The following is an 18,725-nucleotide window of genomic DNA, read 5'->3' as shown; positions in this document are numbered from 1 at the left end:
CATTTGGATTGAACGAGGTCGAAACCTCAGCGATCGAAGCGCTGCTTCACGCGGGTGGCCTTGCCCACCCGTTCCCGCAGATAGAAAAGCTTCGCCCTTCTTACTTTACCGCGACGTTCAACCTTGACGGAGGCCACTTGCGGACTGTGCAGCATGAATACGCGCTCGACGCCAATTCCTTGGAAGATCCGGCGCACGGTGATGGTTTGATTCAGGCCGCCGTGGCGCTTGGCAATGACCACGCCCTCGTAGGGCTGAACACGTTCCTTATTCCCTTCGCTGATGCGCACACCAACGCGGACGGTGTCGCCAACGTAAATCTCTGGAAGATCGTTTTTCAGCTGAGCTGTCTCGAATTCCCGGATCAGATCCGCCGGCTTCAGGCGAACCGTGTTCACCGTGGGCGATGACTTGGTTGCCGACTCCGCAGTCGCAGTGCCACCGTTCTCCACAGCGCCATCCGTCGCCGCTGTCGCGCTCTCCTTTACAGAAGTGTCGTTTGGATCCGCTGCCATCCAGCTCCGGGGAATCACGCCAAACAACCAGCTTACCCTGCCGACTCACCCTCGTTAGAGCGTTTTTTGAAAGCGGAAGTCCAGCTCTGAATCAGCATGGCCCCACCGGTGGCCAACATCCAAATCAATCCCAGGGCGTTGAGCAAAACCACAACAGGTTCGAGTTCAGGCCCCAGCCATTCGCCCTCGTGCAGGCTCATCAGCCAGTGAGCCTGATCACGACTCAACCCTCCCCAATCTCGGGCGAGTCGATACGTCAGACCACTGAGCACGGACGTGAGCAGTGGCAGCAAAACGAACGGAGCAATCCATCGATGCCAGCGCCTGATCTGCGCCATCCAACGCATCACCGTCATTCCCTTTGCACGATTGATAGCGTGACAGGAAGACGTCGGGATTGTCCCGAAGGAACGACCGATGAACTTGTTCGCAGATCTTCTCGCTTCAGCCCAGAGCGGTTCCGTCACAGCGACAGGCCCACGCATTCAGCAGCGACGAGGGGTTGAGATCAAGTCGGCACGCGAACTCAAGATCATGGCGAAGGCCAGTCGCATCGTGGCCACGGTGCTGAGGGAAATCATGGATCTGGTGGAACCAGGTCAGACCACGGGCGATCTCGATGCCCATGCTGAGCGAAGAATCCGGGAAATGGGAGCCACCCCGAGTTTCAAGGGGTATCACGGCTTTCCCGCCAGTATCTGCGCCAGCATCAACAATGAAGTGGTGCATGGCATTCCCAGCAACAAGCGCGTGATCAGGGCCGGAGATCTCCTGAAAGTGGACACGGGAGCGTTTTTTGAGGGCTACCACGGCGACAGTTGCGTCACGATCTGTGTGGGCGATGTCAGTGACGAAGCGGCCACGCTCAGTCGCGTTGCCCAGGAATCACTTTTGGCCGGACTCTCTCAGATTCGTGCCGGCAACACCCTGCTCGACATCGCCGGTGCGGTGGAAGATCGCGTGCGCGAGGGTGGTTTCAGCGTGGTGGAGGACTACACGGGCCATGGCGTTGGCCGCAATCTCCACGAAGAGCCCTCCGTGTTCAATTTCCGCACCGACGCTCTGCCCAATGTGACGCTCAGGCCGGGTATGACTCTCGCCGTGGAACCGATCCTCAATGCCGGTAGCAAGGCTTGCCGCACCCTGAAGGATCGCTGGACCGTGGTGACGCGAGATGGCTCGATGTCGGCCCAGTGGGAGCACACCATCGTGGTGACATCGGATGGCTGTGAAATCCTTACGGATCGGGGCGATTGAGCCTGAAACTACGGTTGTAAATCCAGCGGCCAAGCTCTGTTAAAGGCATTAAGAGGAAGGTCAGTGGATTCGGTGTGACCACGATCAGTGGCAGCCCGAGGTTCGCTTGAACGAGAACCTGCTTTGCGACAAAGTCCGCAGACATCACACCGATGGGATTGAGGCTCGAGCGAAATGGCCCAAGCACCAATTTGCGCAGGCGAGGCAGACCTGCGCGATGGCGTTCGGGGACACTCCAGCGCAGGCTGACCAATTGGCCGATCAGCCGTTTGCTCAGCTCGTAGCCGGGGCTGAGAGCCGGTTGAATTTCAGCCTCTGAGGTGTTCACCCAAAGTTCCCTTGGCCGCAGGGGTGCTTCGACGCAAATCTGCTCGAAACGCTGGATCAGGCGCCAGTGGCTTAGTGCATTGATCTCCATCGCCTTGGTCAAGGCTTCAGGAGCCTGATCTCCACCAGGATTCACCCCATGGTTGAGCACCAGGACATCCAGATCTCTCAGAATCGGATCGAGAGCCTCTTCCTCACCACTGCACCAGCACACCCAATCCTGCGCGGCTTGCAGTGGCGACGGTGTCTCCACTCTGGCGCGGTGACTGATACCAACGACCCAGGCACCGCGCTCCCTTAACTCTGCTGTGAGGGCGCGCCCCAGTTCACCATTCGCTCCAGTGATTCCCACCCGTTGCCCCTGCCACCCCTTGGGTTCCACACCGGTCTGGGGAGAGGTGCTTCTGGTCTGTGCCATCGCGATGAACTGGGGCATGCTTGAGGCACACCGACGGTATGACCTTGTCTGGCCTTTCCTGGGAGGCTCAGTTGGCGCTCTTCGCTCCCTACTGCGGGGGGCGTGAAAGGGAACCCCTCCTCCGGCAGGCGCTGGTCATGCTGCCTTCGGGGGAGTACGCCGGTGAACGGACGTTGGTCGATGCCCCTGCGCATCGTTTTTTTCTGCATTGGGATCCAGTGCAGGCCCCGCTCGAACCCTGTCGCTGTGTTCTGCGGTTTGAGAGTCGTCCCGGGGTTGATTACCGCTTCGAATGTCCAGCTCACCAGTTGCTGAGCTGGTTCATGGAGGGGCCAGTGCAGGGCCGCGGCAACGATCTTCCTGACAGCTTTTGGCAATGGCTCCTGCTCAGCCGGTTCGCCGACGACCGACCCCTTTAAATTGCAGCAAGAACCACCAAATTCCCGCATGGGCTCCACGCTGCTGATCGGATCCTGTGAACCCTTCAGTGGCAAATCAGCCCTTGTGTTGGGCCTGGCACGCCATCTGCTCTCGTCCGGTCAACGCGTTCGGTTTGGGAAACCCCTGGCCACCAGTTTCGATTGGGCGCCTGATCAGGGTGCCTTGCCTGATCCGCTGATCGATGACGATGTTCGTTTCGTTGGTGAAACCCTTGGTCTTGATGATCAGGAGTTGATTTCATCGCTGCATCTCCTCTCGCCATCCACCGCTGAGAACCGTTTAGCGGAGGGCCTGTTAACGGCAGGAGATGGTTTGGATCATCTCAGGAAGCAACTCCTCGGGTTTGACGGTGGGGTGACTCTTCTTGAGGCTGCCGGCAATCTCAACGAAGGCTTGCTCTATGGCTTGAGCCTGGTGCAGCTGGCGAATGATCTCGATGCCCCCGTTGTACTGGTGCACCTCTGGCAAGACAGCTGCAGTGTGGACGCTCTGCTGGCGGCGAAGACGCAACTCGGGGATCGCTTGCGTGGTGTAGTGCTGAATGCGGTCACCCCTGATGAGGTTGAAGGGCTCGAACGAGAGGTGGTCCCAGCCCTGCAGAGGCTTGGACTCACGGTGTTCGGGGTGATGCCTCGCTCTCCCCTGCTGCGTAGCGTCACGGTGGGTGAGCTGGTGCGGCGATTGGATGCACGGGTGATCTGCTGCCCCGAGAAGCTGGAGTTGCTGGTGGAAACCCTCAGCATCGGTGCCATGAATGTGAACTCGGCGATGGAGTTCTTCAGGCGTCGCCGCAACATGGCCGTGGTGACTGGCGCCGACCGAACTGACATCCAGTTGGCTGCTCTGGAGGCTTCCACCCAGTGCCTCATTCTTACGGGTGCCGGCGAACCTCTGCCGCAGCTGATCAACCGAGCTGATGAGCTGGAAGTTCCATTGCTGAAAGTGGATCACGACACTTTGGCCACGGTCGAAGTGATCGAGCAGGCTTTTGGCCATGTGCGCTTGCATGAGGCGGTCAAAGCCACCTACGCCTTCCGCCTGGTGGAGGAGCATTGCCGTTTGAACGACCTCATCAAGGCCGTTGGTCTCGCTTAATCGCTGCTAGTTTCAAGAGACGCATGCGCGTCGTCATTGAGCCGATCCCTCGATCTTCCTGCGCTGGACAAGGTCGACACCCTTGCTCAGGAACTGGCCTTGCTGCAGGACAAGGGTCAACGGCGCATCGCCATTCTTGGTAGCCGTCACGTTCCTGTGGTGGCGATCCACCTCATTGAACTGATTGCACGCTCCCTGGCACAGGAAGGTCATTCCCTGGTCACCTCTGGAGCACAGGGCGTCAATGCTGCGGTGATCAGGGGTGTTCTGGCCGTTGATGCTTCGAAGCTCACTGTGCTTCTTCCCCAAAGCCTCAGCCGCCAGGGACCTGAGATCCAGGATCAGCTCGAACAAGTCCTGCATCTCATTGAAAAGCCTGAGCACGACGACCTTCCGTTGCCGATGGCCAGCAGTCTCTGCAATCAGGACATCATCACCCGCTGTGATCAACTGATCTGTCTGGCATTTCATGACAGCGAAACCCTGCTCGCGAGCTGCCGCAACGCTGAGGACATGGGCAAAGTGGTCAGCCTGCTGTACTTCGACTGAAGGTCAGCGCAGCGCGTTGATCGGAAGAATTTGAAGATGGGTTCCGTCCCGCCCCATCACCAGCACCTGGTCTCCGGCCTCCAGGGGCTGCTCCAGGTCGAGGGAACTTGCGGCCCAGCTCTGGCCATGCCAACGCACCCGGCCCTCTCCACCTGGAGTGATGGTGCCGAGAACCTCCGCGGTGTCTTCCTTCAGCCTGCGGCGACTTGATGATGGTGTGCGCCTGGCGGACCAGCTGCTGAGCCAGAGGGTTCCCGCCACGGTGATCAAGATAAAAAGGCCGATCTGCAGCCAGAGCGGCAGAGGGAGGAGGGCCGTCAGCACGGAGAGACTCAGTGCCCCCAACACGGCAACCATCAGGCCGTCAAAGCCTGGAAGTGATAACTCGATGGCCAACAGAAGCCCTGCCAGCAGTAGCCAAACCAGAGGAACTGCAAGAAGAGGCATTGCAAGCGACTGACTTCTCTCACTCTGGTCTCTAGGGTCTTGAAAAACAGGAAATTCATGGAAGCTTTCTTCGGTTTACCTGCCCTTGTTCTCCTGGCGCTTCTGGGCACCGGCAGCGTCAAAGTCACCAGCGGTGGTCGATCGCGATTGGTAGAGCGTCTTGGCAAATTCGATCGAGAGCTTCAGCCAGGGCTGTCGATTGTGATTCCTGTGGTGGAAAAAGTTGTGAGCCACGAATCACTGAAAGAACGAGTGCTGGATATTCCACCTCAGCTCTGCATCACGCGAGATAATGTCTCCATCGAGGTGGATGCGGTGGTGTATTGGCAACTTCTCGAACATTCCCAGGCTTATTACGCCGTTGACAATCTTCAGGCAGCAATGGTGAATCTGGTGCTGACCCAGATCCGTGCCGAAATGGGCAAACTTGACCTCGATCAAACCTTCACGACACGCAGTGAGGTGAATGAATTACTTCTCAGGGAACTTGATGAGGCAACGGATCCATGGGGCGTGAAGGTGACCCGGGTGGAGATGCGCGATATCAATCCTTCCCCAGGGGTGAAGCAGGCAATGGAGGCTCAGATGACGGCTGAACGGGAAAAACGGGCTGCGATTCTGCGTTCCGAAGGAGAAAAGGAAGCGCAGCTCAACGAAGCACGGGGGCGGGCTGAAGCCCTTGTGCTTGATGCACGAGCACAGAAAGAGGCTCTGATGCTTGAGGCCGAAGCCCAGGCCAATCAGCAGAGCGTTTTGGCTGAAGCGAAATCCCAGGCTGCTCTCGTAGTGGCGAAAGCTCTCGCAGACAATCCGCAAACGGAGGAGGCGATCCGTTTGATGCTTGCCGAGAATTGGATGGAGATGGGACAGCGCATGGCTGATTCACCAGCCGGCAGCGTGTTGATGGTGGATCCCCAGTCCCCGGCATCACTGTTGGCGGCGTTGAAACAGTTCCAGCAGGGAGATCGCTAAGCCCCTGCAATCAGGGCCCGCAGTCCCTCCAAATACAGAATCCCCGTGCAGGACAGCCCCCCTGCCCAGCACAGGCCTCTTAGAGGTGGCACGTTGGCGACATAGGCCGGCAAGTACACCAGTCTGAGCACGGGTTGAAGGAGCGCCGCTGGAATCGCGAGTCCACCCAGCGGCCCCATTTGCAGCACAGCCAGCAGTGCCAGTAGTGCAGCCGGGGCGTGCAGGGTGAAGGCTTCGAAACTGTTCTGATGGGCCCAGCTAGCCCGCTGTCCCCAAGCGGGAAGGCGCTCGAACATGGCGCGGGGCGCTTTCATGTCACTCATGGTGAAATTGGCTTGGGAACGGGCCGCGCCGAGGGGCACGATGCTGGCGATCACCACACCACCCGACAGCACCAGCGACCAGGCGTACGGGGCAGCGGGTGTTTGGGTCAGAAGATCAATCAAGTTCACAAGGAACAGCGCGATGGCTATGACGATAGGAATCGCTTGAATCGCCATGCGCCGTGGCCTTCTGCTGTCAGGTGTTGTCGCGTTGGGCGCTGTCGCCACAGCGATGCCCGCCGTCGCTGACGTCACTGTCTTTCGTCTCACCGGAGAGCAAGGCAATGGCCTGTTGCCTGGCAACGGAGATTCCGGTAAAGGCTTTGCAGACAAAAAGGATTCATCTGCAACCGGTGGGCTGATTGATCCCAAAAGTCTTTATTACGACGCCAAGACCCGCAGGCTGTATTTCGATTTCGCCTTTCAGGATCTTTCCAGTGGCGGTCTGTTTCTCCCCGCAGTGCATGGGGGGATTCACATTCATGGCCCCACACCCCAAGGGAAGCCCGGCGCCAATGTGGGCGTGCTTTATAAGCTCAACACAACAGACACGTTTCAGCCCACCCTCAAGCTCAGCCGCGGACCCCTGCCTGAAGGGGTTCGCGCTGGTCGCCTCACAGGATCCGTGCAGATCGAGGCCAAAGATCTCAAGGCTTTGTTGGGATCCCAGACGTATATCAATATTCACTCCAAGAAATATCCCAATGGAGAAATCAGAGGAACGTTGGTGCCCCAGCGCTAGGGTGGTCGAAGTGAAGATCTGAACGATGGCAACGTATTCATTCGACGTCGTCTCCGATTTTGATCGTCAGGAGTTGGTCAACACCCTCGATCAGGTGCGCCGCGATGTTGGCCAGCGCTACGACCTGAAGGACTCCAATACTGAGATTGAGCTGGAAGACGCAGCGGTGGTGATAACAACCGCCAGTGATATGACGTTGCAAGCCGTTGAAGATGTTCTTCGTGCGAAAGCGACTAAGCGCAATCTGTCGTTGAAGATTTTTGATTTTCAAACGCCTGAGGCCGTGGGAGGTAATCGCGTCAAGCAGGTGGTTCAGTTGAAGAAAGGCCTTAGTCAGGAGCTGGCCAAGAAAATGAGCAAGATCGTGCGTGATGAGCTGAAAAAGGTCACGGTTGCGATTCAGGGCGAAAGCCTACGGGTGACCGGAAAGAGTAAAGATGATCTACAACAGGTGATTCAGTTGTTGCGTTCCAAGGAGGATGAACTGGATGTACCTCTGCAGTTTGAGAACTATCGCTGACTTAGAGATTCAGATTTAATTGAATTCCTCCGGCCCAAATGCCTTTAATTTGGCCTTCTCCGCCGGGATTGATCACCCACTGCATGACAGGTTGTAATTGTACTGTCTCAGACAAATGAATTGAATAATTGAGTTCAATCACGCCTTCATAGGTCGCGCCTGGGGACAGGGTCGGGCTGAAACTCGTGCGGCTGACCCCAAGAGCGAGAACATCGAGTGGACGGTTGGGCAGAACCCCTTGAGACAGCCAACCCCCTCCCAGAAAGGTTGGAAACGGGTTGTTGTCGGGATCGAGGCTGAAGCTTCCTGCAGCCCAGAGTCGGTTGTCCATTCCCAGAGGAACGTCCAATGGCCAGGTGAGTGAGCCGTAAATTCCACGATTCAGGCCTGATCCCACGCCTGCTGGTTCCATTGATGGAAGCTTGGTGGAAGCGAGGTAGCTTCCGAGTTGCGCCTCCGGTGCAGGCAGCATGCGCTCCACGGTGGCGTGACTGTTGTTGAGGCGAATCGGTTCAAGAAGATCCCGGCGAGACCTCAGTGGATTGGTGCTCCACTGCAGTGCCTGGACGCTTCCTTGCACCTGCGGCTGCTCAGGGTTCACGCCCAGGCTGGCAGCGATCGAAGTTTCCGGATCGAGATAGAAATATCCATAGCTCAGTGAGCCCATCGTTTCTGAGTGCGCTGCCACTTTCACGCCAGGGGTGACAAAGGGATTGATCGGCAGGCCAACCACCAGCAGGTTGAGGGTGTTGTTGAGGGTTGAGTTGATATAGGAATTCATCGCCGGTGTGACCAGAAAGTCTGGATCCATCGACAGCAAACCTGCCGATGCGCTCCACCAACTTTCGCCGCGATTGCGCTCCACACTGGCGGCGGTGATCCAGGTGCCAACCGGGTTCACCAAGGTTTGAAGCGTGAAAACTGAGCCGAGCTCTGTGTTGAGGTTGGGGTTCCCTGCCTGATTGGTGAGTTCAAGATTCACCTGCCAGTGATCCAGTTCCTTCCAGGTTGTTTCCGGCTTGTTGAGGCCGCTGCCCAGGCTCAGTCCCACAACCGTGTTTTGAAACCAGCTGCTCGCCGATGGATTGAGCCCTCCTTGGATGCCCCCCATCGGTTCAGAGGTGAACTGAATGCTGAAGTCAACCCAGTCCGGAAGACCGAGCAACGTCTGAACAGGACCTGCCTCAACAGGTGCGCCTAGCACCACAGACAACGTGGCAGCGCCGATGCACCTGATCGCAGAACGCACTGGCTTTAGGCGATTTCAGCGAATGATTCGCGGAACGCCTGAAGCGTGGCTTCGACATCGCCATCGGAATGCGCCAAGGAGGTGAATCCTGCTTCGAATGCTGAGGGGGCAAGGTAGACGCCGCGCTGAAGCATCGCCCGATGCAGCTTGCCGAAGCGCTCGGCATCGGTGGCTTTCGCTTCTTCGAAATTGCGAACCGGACCCTCACAGAGAAAGAATCCGAACATTGCGCTGACGCTGGCCCCAGTAATCGGTATGCCTGCGGTTGATGCCGCTTCCTTGATTCCAGCGATGAGTTTTTCGGTGGTCGCGGTGAGCTTTTCGTAGCTGCCTGGCTGACGGAGCAGTTCCAGCGTCTTGATGCCAGCGGTCATGGCCAGAGGGTTGCCGCTCAGGGTGCCCGCCTGGTACATCGGGCCAGCGGGAGCCACCATCTCCATAATGTCGCGCCGTCCGCCGTAGGCACCCACGGGCAGGCCGCCACCGATCACCTTGCCCATGGTGGTGAGGTCCGGTGTGACTCCGAAATGGGCCTGGGCTCCCCCGTAGCTGATCCGGAAACCGGTCATTACTTCGTCGAAAACCAGCAGGGCTCCATGCTCCTTCGTGAGCTCCCTTAGACCTTCGAGAAAGCCTGGCTCCGGTTGGATGAAACCGGCGTTGCCCACAATGGGCTCAAGGATCACGCCTGAAATGGCGTCTGGATTTTCAGCGAAGAGTTGCTTGACCGCTTCCAGGTCGTTGTAAGGAGCGGTGAGCGTGTTGGCTGTGGTGCTTCTGGGAACGCCAGGAGAGTCGGGGAGTCCGAGGGTGGCCACTCCAGAACCAGCCTTCACGAGGAACATGTCCGCATGCCCGTGGTAGCAGCCCTCAAACTTGATCACCTTGTCGCGACCGGTGAAGGCGCGCATCAGACGCAGCACCGCCATGCAGGCCTCTGTGCCGCTGTTCACAAAGCGCACCATCTCCACGCTGGGAACGGCGTCGATCACCATCTCCGCGAGGGTGTTTTCGAGTGCACAGGGAGCGCCGAAGCTCGTGCCTTTTTCGATCGCTTCCTGAAGAGCGCTAATCACCTCAGGGTGGGCATGGCCGCAGATGGCGGGTCCCCAACTGCCGATGTAGTCGATGTATTTATTTCCATCCACATCCCAGGCATACGGACCCTTGACCCGATCAAAAACGATCGGTTGCCCTCCCACGGAACGGAATGCCCTCACCGGAGAGCTCACGCCACCGGGCATCAGGGCCTGTGCGGCACTGAACAACTCCTGGGAGCGGGTGGTGTTGAGGGTGGGTGCAGTCACGGGGGCGGAAGCCAATGGGCCGATGCAAACCGTGCCACATCCTGACCCAAGAACGGCCCGAATCGCCTGAACTGTGTCGGAAGGCAGGGTTTGACAGTGTCGCTGACTAGGTTATGGGCGTCTTGCAGACCGGGAGTGGTTCACGACTGGGCAGCACTTGAGCGAGATCTGAAGCGGTTTCTAGATCCCAAAGCTGTGGTCTCGCGCCGGGAAGAACTTCTCGTTTACGACTGCGACGGGCTCACCATGGATCGCCATGCGCCGCCACTTGCTGTGCTTCCCAGAAGCACCGATGAGGTTGCAGCCATCGTGTCTGCCTGTCATCAGCATTCCATCCCCTTCGTTGCCAGGGGCAGCGGGACCGGACTCTCTGGAGGCGCCCTGGTGGAAGAGGAGGCGCTTTTGATTGTGACCAGCCGGATGCGCAGAATTCTCGAGGTGGATCTCAACAACCAGACGATCACCGTGGAACCCGGCGTGATCAACAGCTGGGTGACCCGTGCGGTGGCTGGTGATGGCTTTTATTACGCGCCCGATCCCTCCAGCCAAGTGGTCTGCAGCATCGGCGGGAATGTTGCTGAGAACTCCGGCGGCGTGCACTGTCTCAAATACGGAGTCACGAGCAATCACGTGTTGGCGATGCAGGTGGTGTTGCCTGATGGCCAGGTCACCCAACTGGGGGGAGAGCTCTCGGAGACCTGCGCCATCGATCTGCGCGGCGCATTCATCGGCAGCGAAGGCACGCTTGGCATCGCCACGGAGATCACGTTGCGTTTGTTGCCCGCCCCCCAGGAGGTTGCCGTCCTGCTGGCTGACTTCCCCTCCATGGCGGCGGCGGGTGAGGCCGTACGACGGATCACATCAGCGGGAGTGCTGCCTGCCGGTCTGGAGATCATGGATCACACCTGTATTGCAGCGGTCAATGCCGCCTTCGGCGAGGAGGAATATCCCCCAGACGCTGGTGCTGTACTTCTCATTGAGCTGGATGGCCAGGCCCTTGAAGTGAAGGAGGCTGTAACGCTGGCTATCAGCCTCTGCCGCGAGGCAGGAGCAGGGAGGGTGCGAGAGGCTTGGGATGAGACTGAGCGCGCCAGGCTGTGGAAGGGCCGTAAAAGTGCGATCTCGGCTCTGGGGCGTCAGTGCCCCAGCTACTACCTGCAGGATGGCGTCGTTCCTCGAACGGCCCTTCCGTCCGTTCTGGCTGCTATCGACCGCCTCAGTGCTGAGCATGGTCTGGTGGTGGCCAATGTGTTTCACGCCGGTGATGGCAACCTTCACCCCCTCATTCTTTACCGGGCCTCGGATCCGGGTGTGAACGAGAAGGTGAAGACCCTTGGTGCCGCCATCATGGAGCTCTGCCTTGCGGCAGGAGGAAGCATCAGTGGAGAACACGGCGTGGGCAGCGACAAGCGTTGTTTCCTTGATCGCATGTTCAGCGAGGACGATCTCGCAACGATGAAGCGACTGCGCTTGGCCTTTGATCCTGTTGGTTTGGCCAATCCCGGCAAGATCTTTCCCACCCCGAAAAGCTGTGGTGAATCGCAGCGGCGCTTCGTCGCTTTGGAGCGCTCCGGTCGGCACTTGCCCGACGAGGCCCTGGTTTATTAATCAAGCTCAGTGTCTTCGCCTTCATCGCTGAAGTCCCAGGCCAGATCCACCACCACCGGAGCATGGTCGCTCGGTTGCTCCCGGCCCCGCTCTTCTTTGTCGATGCTGCAGCTTCGGGCCAGTTCCTGCAGATCACTGCTCAGATAGATGTGGTCGATCCGCCAACCGCTGTCGCGGTTCCAGGCTCCGCTGCGGTAATCCCACCAGCTCCAGTGTCCGCTGCCCGATTCAAACAGGCGAAAGGCGTCGCCCAGATTGGAGCCGAGTATCTGCCGGAGAGCCTCCCGCTCCGCCTCGGAGGCCATGATGCCTCCGGTGAGTCGATCGGGGTCGTGGAGATCCCTCGCTTCCGGCCCGATATTGAAGTCACCCACCACACAGAGGGGTTCATCCCTGGTTTCGGCAGCGCGTAGATAGCGCTCCAGGCAGCCCATCCAGTTGAGCTTGTAGCTGTACTTCTCTGAACGCAGGCTCGAACCGTTGGGCACGTAGAGATTCACCACCCGAATGCCATCCGCCAGAGCGCTGATCACGCGCTTTTGTGCACCGAGCTCTTCGGCGTCCGCGTCGCCGGGCAATTCGCCGGTGAAGCCAAGGCGTACATCCTCGAGGGGCTGGCGACTGATCAGAGCAACGCCGTTGTAGGCCTTCTGCCCGTGGATGCTGACGTGGTACCCCCTTTCCTGGAATGGTTCCAACGGAAACAGAGGATCGTCAACTTTGGTTTCCTGAAGGGCGAGCACATCGACGCTGTTCCGATCCAGCCAGCTCAGAACATGCCCTAGACGGGTCCGCACGGAGTTGACGTTCCAGCTGGCGATCTGCACAGAACCTGTTCTTCATGGCGAATGACCCTTAGCATCGCAGTCTTGATGCGGAGTCGACCCATGCCCTCTCTGTTCAAATCCGGAGCGCTGTTGGTGGCATGGTCCGCTCTGCTGCTGGCTCCAATGCCAGCAGCAGCCCAGACGTCTCTCTCCGAGACAGGCCCGAGTTTTGAGACGAATAGCGACCGGGGAATCCTGGATACAACATCGGGCAACAACAGCGAAGGATCGGTGATCGATGCCACCAATCCAATGCAGTTGATGCAGCGCCTTCGTCAGGCCACGTCTCTCAACGATGCCACCGACCCTGTGGATGCGATCGATGCGGCACTCAAGGCTCTTGAACAGCCTGCACCTTCTGCTGGGACGGCTGGGACCCTTCCTTGATCGCTTGACGACGGTCGGTCGACTTGTTGCGCGCTGCTTCCAATGCCCAATTCAGCTTGGTGGATGCCAACTTGCGCTGATCGAGACCGCCTCTGCCTTTCAGGCTTTCAGCCTTGCGCAAGAGGGTCAACGCCTGGTCGCCCTCACCCTGATCGCGCTTTAACAGTGCCAATGCCAGCAATGGTTCGGCGCGGTCTGGGTTTTCTTTGACCAGCAGCTCATAGGTGGATCGTGCAGCTGTCAGCTCTCCTGCCTGACGCTGCAGATCTGCTAGCACTAGGCCCAATTTCAGCCGCTGCTTCGGCGTGGATTGCTGGAAGATCTTGTTCACCTGGTCCAGCGCCGGTTGCAGCTGTCCCCCCTTCAGGGCCAAAAAGCTGCTGAGTGCGATCACATCCGGGTGGTTGGGATGAAGCGCCCGCAGGCGTTTCAATGTGAGCGCTGCAGCCTCTTGATTGCCTCGGCTGAGCTGAGTTTTTGCCAGCAGAACCGACCATCGCCAATCGCGCGGATGCGCCGCAACCTGTTCGTTGATCAGCTCCAAGCTTGCGCTGGCTGGTGCAGTCCTGTTCTGATTCTTGCGATGGCTTTGGTTCGGCTGTAATCCGTTGTTGGCCACAACCCATCCGCTCAGCAGACTGAAGCCGATCCCCAGCAGCAGCAGAAGGACGTTCCGGATGCGTGTGTTGCGGAGCCCTGCCACGGGAATGCGTGATCAGGTCACAGTCTGAGGGGAATCCCCGGCGCTGGCTAGAGTCCTTTTGGGCTAGTGAATGCCCTTAATACCGATGCGCGACCATCCCATTCCCGCGGTGACTGAGCCGCTTCAGTACAGGGCCATCGGTGTGGTGCGCGGAGAATTCCGTGCTGACTCCGACGACAAGTCCACGCGCGGACAGCTCATCGATGCCGATGGCCAGGCCCTGGAGTGTGTGGTGCTCGGACGGATGCTCACGTTGATGCGTCGACATCTGGATATGAGTCAGCCCCATCTGTGGGTTGTGTACCCCCGCTGCCGAGAACAGGACCATCTGCATCTTCAAATCGCCGGGATTTGGGAACCCAGTACGTTGTCGCGCTCGGATGACACCGAGGCCAGCGCTCCCGCCGAGGACACATTGCCTGAAGGTGATGACTACTTTTCCATTCGTGGGGAGCTCGTTTACACCAAGGCCGAGACAGCTGATGTGGTGGTGAAGGTGCGTCAGCAACCCCGAGCCGATGGCTTTCGGCCTCTTCCCTTCAAGCTTCAGCTCAAGGGCGAGCTGGCTTTGGAGCATCTGCGCCATTTCGTCAGCCTTGATGTGCGCCGAAAGGGCCAGTTGCTTCAGATCGAATCTTCGGAAGTGATTGCTCCGATGCCCACACGCGGCGGTAAGGGTGGCCGAGGTGGTTCAGCCCGCCGCGGTGCCCCCAGCACGCGACCGGTCAGCAGCTGATGGAATCGTCGCCTGTGTCGACCACCACGGCGGGTCTTGCCGTTGCTGGCTGCACCGCTTTGGCTGTGTTCGGGCCGCTCGTTGGCTTGTCTCCGGCGTGGATCGCTCTTCTGATCGGTGGTGGGCTGCTTGGACTCACGGTGGATGCTTCCCAGCTTGAAGGGATGGGCGGGCACCTGGTGGCCGAAGCGCTTCCGGGGGGGAAAGCCCGGTTGCGCCGGGTGGCACGTCATGAAGCCGGTCATTGGCTCGTGGCCCGCGAGGAGCAGATGGGTGTGAAACGGGTGCTGGTTGGAACGCGGGCTTGCCTGGAGGCCGGTTTGCGTTGCAACGGGGCGACCGAGTTCGCGCTTCCAGACCATGCCCGCTTGCCTCTCGAAGAGCTGCGCCGCTGGAGTCGGATACTGCAGGCGGGCATGGTGGCTGAGGTGTTGCTCGAGGGGGCAGCGCGGGGAGGCGAGGACGACCGGGCTTTGCTCGGACGGATCTGGGGCCTTTCCGGGCAAGACGTGGAGACTGCTCAGCGGGAGCAACGCCGGGCGCGGCGAGAGGTGGAGCAATTTCTGCGCCGTCATCGCGATGATCTTGAAGCTGTGGCAGAACGGCTGCTGGAGGGCCTGGAACCGGAGCCAGCATGACCTCCTTGTTTGTGGACTGTCCCACCGGTCTCGCCGGAGACATGCTGCTGGCGGCCTTTCTGGATCTCGGCATTCCTGAGGAGGTGATCCACGAGCCCTTGCGGCAGCTTGGATTCGCGGATTCCTACCGCCTCAGGGTTGGGGAGGCGTCCAGCTGCGGCCTCCGTGGTTTGCGCCTTGTTGTTGAGAGTACGGAAGTGGAACCGCCGCATCGGCACTGGCGTGAGCTGCGGGAGCGCATCAACGGCTCCCCCCTAGCTGCACCGTTGCGCCAGCGGGTTCTTGCGGTGTTTGAAGCCCTTGCTCAGGCCGAAGCAGTGGTGCATGGAACCGACCCCGAGGTGGTCCATTTCCATGAAGTGGGGGCGATCGACAGCCTTGTCGATGTGGTGGGTGTGTGTGCTGCCCTTGAGCATCTGCAGGTCAGTTCCTTGCTTTGCCAGCCCCCACCAGCCGGTCGGGGCACGGTGACCACGGCCCATGGCGTGTTGCCTGTTCCTGCTCCTGCGGTGCTGGAGTTGGCTCGTCGCCACGGGCTGACCCTGCGCTGCGGCATGGAGTGGCCTGAAGCTGAACTCACCACACCCACAGGATTGGCACTCATGGCCGTGCAAGCGGATGCATTTGGTTGGCCAACGGCGCTTGCGCCGGTCGCGACAGGGATTGGACTGGGGCATCGCCAACTGGATCGTCCCAATCTGTTGCGTCTGATCCAGCTGCAGGCTGCTCCGCGTTCTGCGTCTGATCAACCCCAGTGGCAGGACCTGGTGGTGCAGGAGGCCTGGATTGACGATGCCTCAGCGGAAGCCATCGCTTGGTTGGTTGAGCAGCTCCGCAGCGGTGGGGCGCTGGATGTGGCCTGTGCTCCCATTCAGATGAAGAAAGGTCGGGCTGGTACGGCCGTGACCGCTTTGGTGCGAGCGGATTGTGCCGAGGTGCTGCGCAAGATCTGGTGGAGGGAGAGTCCGACTTTGGGGCTAAGGGAACGGCACCAGGGGCGCTGGGTGCTTCCCCGGCGCAGGGGAACGCTCTCCACGTCCTGGGGGGACCTGGCGGCCAAGCAGACCCGGCGTCCGGATGGATGTCTCGAGGTCAAGCCGGAACGCGATGCTCTGCAGCAGCTGGCCGACCACAAGGGTTTGCCCCCTGCGCGGCTGCTCAGTCAGCTGCAGCTGGACGGTGAGGGGTTCGAGCCCTGTGAGGACTGGCGATGCTGAAGCTGCGACGCTTGCCATGGTCTGTCTCCCTGCCCGGTGGCCTGAAGCTGTGGGTGACGCTGCTGACCCTCTCGTTTGTCGCGTGGGCGCTGAAGGGGCACCTGGCAGGTTTGCGCAGCCTCACGATTTCGGCCCTTGGCTGGTGGTGGCTGATGCTGGCCCTCGGGCTCAGTTGGCTCAGCCTCGTGGTGAATGCTGTCAGTTGGAGAGTTCTTGTGCTCTGGCTGGGACATGGCACTGGCCCGACCCCCTTGTTGCCGCTCTATCTCAGCAGCAATCTTTTCAAGTACCTCCCCGGTGGGATCTGGCATTTCGTGAAGCGCGTGAGGGCACTTGCCCCCTCCATCGGGACGGGGCCGGCTCTGGTTTCCGTGTTGCTTGAGCCCATGGTGATGGCTGTCGCCGCCCTGCTCTGGGTTCCCTTTGGAGGGTTCCAGGGGGGGCTCGCGCTCCTGGCTCCCCTGCCGGCCTTGCTTCTCTTACCTCGCTGGCGGGAGCCGCTGTTGCGTCGCCTTGAGCGTCAGCGGCTGCGCCAGCTCAATCGGGTGCAGGACGATTCGTCAGGTGTTTTGGCTGAACCCGAGCAGTACGGAAGCGGCCGTGATGGCTACCCGTGGCCCCCCTTGCTGGCTGAGCTGCTGTTTGTGGCCTGCCGTTTTTCAGGATTCTGGGCCTGCTTGCAGGTTTTCGGCCTCAATCAGGTGCTGCCGATCACCGCTTGGCTGGCGGCCTTCGCCCTGGCCTGGACGGCTGGATTGGTGGTGCCGGCCGCCCCGGGAGGCTTGGGTGTCTTCGAGGCGGTGCTTCTGCTGAGGCTGGGTCAGTCAGTCCCTGAGGCGCCGCTTTTGGCTGTGGCCTTGAGTTACCGCCTGGTGGTCACCCTGGCGGATGTTTTGGCTGCCGGGGGCGTGTGGGCGGATAGGGCTCTGTCGGCGCGTTGGCTGGTGGCCAAGTCTTAATCGGTTCCTAGTGCGGACTTGTTGCGCCCTTCGCAAGGTGGGGACGTTTGGGGTTGGGTATGTCGAAACGCTCCGTTCAAGCGCATATCGAGGACATTCCCCGCTGGGAGGATGGGGCGCCTCTGGCCAGCCCGCCACTTTCCAGCATGCAATGGCTGGTTTGGTCTCTGGCCACGGCAGGGAAGTTTTTCGAGGGCATGATCGTGTTCATGCAGGGGGTGGGCTTGCCTTTGATCTCCAGAGACTTTGATCTCAGTGATCTCGACAAGGGCTTCGTGACGGCCGCCACCTTGGCCGGCATCCTGTTTGGCGCACTGCTGCTCGGCGGACTGGCGGATCGCCTCGGTCGCAAGCCCGTCTTCATCGGGGAGATGGTGCTGCTGCTTGTGGCGTTGATCGCTGCTGCGACGGCACCGTCCAAGGAGATCCTCATTGGCAGCCTGTTTGTGATCGGTCTGGCGTTGGGCGCCGACTACCCAACGGCGCACCTCGTGATTTCAGAGAGCATCCCCTCCGCCATCCGCGGGCGACTGGTGCTGGGTGCGTTCAGCTTTCAGGCGATCGGCGCGGTATTGGGCACAGCGATCGCGGCGATCATCCTCAGTGCGATGCCCAGCGTGAACGACTGGAGACTCTTTTTTCTGGTGCCGGTCGTTCCTGTGGCGGCGGTGGTGTGGGGGAGGTTTTTCCTGCCGGAAAGCAGTCACTGGTTGGTGAGTCGCGGGTTGCCAGAGAAAGCGGAAAAACAGTTGCGCAAGTTGCTGAACCGTCAGAACCTCTCCCTCGCCAGCGTGGATCGTCTTGAGGAGGTCGCCCCAGAGCAGCGCAGTCGCGATTGGATGAAGTTGTTCCGCGGTAAGTACGTTCGCGCCACCATCCTCACGTCCGTTCCCTGGTTCCTCCAGGATCTCTCCACCTATGGGATCGGCATCTTCACGCCCGTGATCATCGCCATGGCCTTCGGGGAGATGAACCAGGCAACCACCGTGGGTGACCTGATCCAGAACGACATGATCGGGGCCAAGGGCACGGCCTTGATCGATGTGGGCTTCCTCGTGGGGATTGCGGCCGCCATCGTCCTCGCCGACCGTTGGGGGCGTATTCCGCTTCAGATCACTGGCTTTATCGGTTGTGCGGTTGGCTTGATCCTCGCGTCTCTCGGTGGTGCGGGTGGCCACACCAACCTCACCCTCACTGTGGCTGGATTCCTGCTGTTCCAGTTCATGACCAATCTCGGCCCGAATGCCACCACCTATCTGATGGCCGGGGAGGTGTTTCCCACCAAGATCCGTGGGCTCGGCGCCGGTTTTGCTGCGGCATCCGGCAAGGTGGGAGCGGTGCTAACGGCGTTTTTCTTTCCCACACTGATTCAGGCCTGGGGAACAGAGAAGGTGTTGTCCGTTCTGGTGATCACGTCCCTGCTGGGCGCAGTGATCACCTGGCTGTACCGCATCGAACCCAAGGGCCTGGATATGGAGAGCCTCTGAG

Annotated in this window: 23 protein-coding genes; 14 read left to right on the top strand and 9 right to left on the bottom strand. The window is 59.8% G+C overall.

Features of this window, described 5'->3' with window-relative positions; all coding sequences use genetic code 11:
• Positions 1-26: 26 nt before the first annotated feature.
• Complete coding sequence (rplS, locus tag SynPROS71_RS09865; RefSeq protein WP_186594823.1) at positions 27-515, bottom strand: 50S ribosomal protein L19; 489 nt, start codon at positions 513-515, stop codon at positions 27-29.
• A 32-nt stretch (positions 516-547) separates the two neighbouring features.
• Positions 548-862, bottom strand: coding sequence for a PepSY domain-containing protein (locus tag SynPROS71_RS09860; RefSeq protein ID WP_186598034.1), 315 nt, complete (start codon positions 860-862; stop codon positions 548-550).
• Between the two features lie 70 nt (positions 863-932).
• On the opposite strand from SynPROS71_RS09860, the gene map reads away from it, so the two are divergent.
• Positions 933-1,772 carry a type I methionyl aminopeptidase gene (map, locus tag SynPROS71_RS09855; protein WP_186594821.1) on the top strand — a complete coding sequence of 280 codons (840 nt, stop codon included), beginning with the start codon at positions 933-935 and terminating at the stop codon, positions 1,770-1,772.
• On the opposite strand, the gene SynPROS71_RS09850 is transcribed toward map, so the two are convergent.
• On the bottom strand, positions 1,753-2,535 hold the full coding sequence (locus SynPROS71_RS09850; RefSeq protein WP_186594819.1) for an SDR family oxidoreductase: 783 nt from the start codon (positions 2,533-2,535) through the stop codon (positions 1,753-1,755). The two genes, map and SynPROS71_RS09850, sit on opposite strands and share 20 nt — an antisense overlap.
• 20 nt (positions 2,536-2,555) lie before the next feature.
• Between SynPROS71_RS09850 and ebsA the strand changes: the two genes are divergently transcribed.
• Genes ebsA through SynPROS71_RS09835 form a run of 3 tightly spaced genes read left to right on the top strand, consistent with a single transcriptional unit; the run spans position 2,556 to position 4,602 of the window.
• On the top strand, positions 2,556-2,936 hold the full coding sequence (gene ebsA / locus SynPROS71_RS09845; protein ID WP_186594817.1) for a type IV pilus biogenesis protein EbsA: 381 nt from the start codon (positions 2,556-2,558) through the stop codon (positions 2,934-2,936).
• A gap of 28 nt (positions 2,937-2,964) precedes the next feature.
• Positions 2,965-4,053: a phosphotransacetylase family protein gene (locus tag SynPROS71_RS09840; protein WP_186594816.1), complete on the top strand. Its 1,089-nt coding sequence runs from the start codon at positions 2,965-2,967 to the stop codon at positions 4,051-4,053.
• A 36-nt stretch (positions 4,054-4,089) separates the two neighbouring features.
• Positions 4,090-4,602 carry a DNA recombination-mediator protein A gene (locus SynPROS71_RS09835; RefSeq protein WP_186594815.1) on the top strand — a complete coding sequence of 171 codons (513 nt, stop codon included), beginning with the start codon at positions 4,090-4,092 and terminating at the stop codon, positions 4,600-4,602.
• Between the two features lie 3 nt (positions 4,603-4,605).
• Here SynPROS71_RS09835 and SynPROS71_RS09830 read toward each other — a convergent pair whose 3' ends face one another.
• Positions 4,606-5,049, bottom strand: a complete 444-nt coding sequence (locus SynPROS71_RS09830) for an NfeD family protein (protein ID WP_186594814.1) — start codon at positions 5,047-5,049, stop codon at positions 4,606-4,608.
• Between the two features lie 57 nt (positions 5,050-5,106).
• Here SynPROS71_RS09830 and SynPROS71_RS09825 point away from each other — a divergent pair, with 57 nt between their 5' ends.
• Positions 5,107-6,021, top strand: a complete 915-nt coding sequence (locus tag SynPROS71_RS09825; RefSeq protein WP_186594813.1) for an SPFH domain-containing protein — start codon at positions 5,107-5,109, stop codon at positions 6,019-6,021.
• Here the strand turns inward: SynPROS71_RS09825 and SynPROS71_RS09820 are convergent.
• Positions 6,018-6,521: an MAPEG family protein gene (locus SynPROS71_RS09820; RefSeq protein ID WP_370586818.1), complete on the bottom strand. Its 504-nt coding sequence runs from the start codon at positions 6,519-6,521 to the stop codon at positions 6,018-6,020. The genes SynPROS71_RS09825 and SynPROS71_RS09820 overlap by 4 nt on opposite strands.
• Here SynPROS71_RS09820 and SynPROS71_RS09815 point away from each other — a divergent pair.
• Positions 6,520-7,086: a CHRD domain-containing protein gene (locus SynPROS71_RS09815; RefSeq protein WP_186594812.1), complete on the top strand. Its 567-nt coding sequence runs from the start codon at positions 6,520-6,522 to the stop codon at positions 7,084-7,086. The genes SynPROS71_RS09820 and SynPROS71_RS09815 overlap by 2 nt on opposite strands.
• Before the next feature lie 25 nt (positions 7,087-7,111).
• Positions 7,112-7,606, top strand: a complete 495-nt coding sequence (locus SynPROS71_RS09810) for a YajQ family cyclic di-GMP-binding protein (RefSeq protein ID WP_186594811.1) — start codon at positions 7,112-7,114, stop codon at positions 7,604-7,606.
• A gap of 1 nt (position 7,607) precedes the next feature.
• Here the strand turns inward: SynPROS71_RS09810 and SynPROS71_RS09805 are convergent, their stop codons facing one another.
• On the bottom strand, positions 7,608-8,813 hold the full coding sequence (locus SynPROS71_RS09805) for a carbohydrate porin (RefSeq protein WP_255442513.1): 1,206 nt from the start codon (positions 8,811-8,813) through the stop codon (positions 7,608-7,610).
• 47 nt (positions 8,814-8,860) lie between these two features.
• A complete protein-coding gene (gene hemL, locus SynPROS71_RS09800) occupies positions 8,861-10,162 on the bottom strand; it encodes a glutamate-1-semialdehyde 2,1-aminomutase (protein ID WP_186598032.1) in 1,302 nt (433 codons plus the stop codon).
• 135 nt (positions 10,163-10,297) lie between these two features.
• Between hemL and SynPROS71_RS09795 the strand changes: the two genes are divergently transcribed.
• Complete coding sequence (locus SynPROS71_RS09795; protein ID WP_186594809.1) at positions 10,298-11,770, top strand: FAD-linked oxidase C-terminal domain-containing protein; 1,473 nt, start codon at positions 10,298-10,300, stop codon at positions 11,768-11,770.
• Here the strand turns inward: SynPROS71_RS09795 and xth are convergent.
• On the bottom strand, positions 11,767-12,597 hold the full coding sequence (gene xth, locus SynPROS71_RS09790) for an exodeoxyribonuclease III (RefSeq protein WP_186594808.1): 831 nt from the start codon (positions 12,595-12,597) through the stop codon (positions 11,767-11,769). The genes SynPROS71_RS09795 and xth overlap by 4 nt on opposite strands.
• Positions 12,598-12,657: 60 nt before the next feature.
• Here xth and SynPROS71_RS09785 point away from each other — a divergent pair, with 60 nt between their 5' ends.
• Complete coding sequence (locus tag SynPROS71_RS09785) at positions 12,658-12,984, top strand: hypothetical protein (RefSeq protein WP_186594807.1); 327 nt, start codon at positions 12,658-12,660, stop codon at positions 12,982-12,984.
• Here SynPROS71_RS09785 and SynPROS71_RS09780 read toward each other — a convergent pair.
• The gene (locus SynPROS71_RS09780; RefSeq protein WP_186594806.1) at positions 12,929-13,687 is read right to left on the bottom strand and encodes a tetratricopeptide repeat protein; all 759 of its coding nucleotides are present in this window, start codon (positions 13,685-13,687) and stop codon (positions 12,929-12,931) included. The two genes, SynPROS71_RS09785 and SynPROS71_RS09780, sit on opposite strands and share 56 nt — an antisense overlap.
• Positions 13,688-13,772: 85 nt before the next feature.
• Between SynPROS71_RS09780 and SynPROS71_RS09775 the strand changes: the two genes are divergently transcribed.
• From SynPROS71_RS09775 to SynPROS71_RS09755, 5 genes are read left to right on the top strand one after another with little or no spacing between them, the layout of a single operon-like run.
• Positions 13,773-14,423 carry a hypothetical protein gene (locus SynPROS71_RS09775; RefSeq protein WP_186594805.1) on the top strand — a complete coding sequence of 217 codons (651 nt, stop codon included), beginning with the start codon at positions 13,773-13,775 and terminating at the stop codon, positions 14,421-14,423.
• The gene (locus SynPROS71_RS09770) at positions 14,423-15,061 is read left to right on the top strand and encodes a hypothetical protein (RefSeq protein ID WP_186594804.1); all 639 of its coding nucleotides are present in this window, start codon (positions 14,423-14,425) and stop codon (positions 15,059-15,061) included. The genes SynPROS71_RS09775 and SynPROS71_RS09770 overlap by 1 nt, the downstream gene beginning before the upstream one ends.
• On the top strand, positions 15,058-16,278 hold the full coding sequence (larC, locus tag SynPROS71_RS09765; RefSeq protein WP_186594802.1) for a nickel pincer cofactor biosynthesis protein LarC: 1,221 nt from the start codon (positions 15,058-15,060) through the stop codon (positions 16,276-16,278). Before SynPROS71_RS09770 ends, larC begins: the two co-directional genes overlap by 4 nt.
• Entirely contained in the window at positions 16,272-17,237 is a 966-nt protein-coding gene (locus tag SynPROS71_RS09760) for a lysylphosphatidylglycerol synthase domain-containing protein (RefSeq protein ID WP_186594800.1), read from the top strand. Before larC ends, SynPROS71_RS09760 begins: the two co-directional genes overlap by 7 nt.
• A gap of 59 nt (positions 17,238-17,296) precedes the next feature.
• Complete coding sequence (locus SynPROS71_RS09755) at positions 17,297-18,724, top strand: MFS transporter (protein ID WP_186594794.1); 1,428 nt, start codon at positions 17,297-17,299, stop codon at positions 18,722-18,724.
• Position 18,725 lies beyond the last annotated feature (1 nt).

Origin of the sequence: Synechococcus sp. PROS-7-1 (assembly GCF_014279795.1) — a bacterium.
In the GTDB taxonomy this organism is placed as follows: domain Bacteria; phylum Cyanobacteriota; class Cyanobacteriia; order PCC-6307; family Cyanobiaceae; genus Synechococcus_C.
Note: the sequence above shows the minus strand (reverse complement) of the source record. Positions and strands in the feature narration are given on the sequence as shown.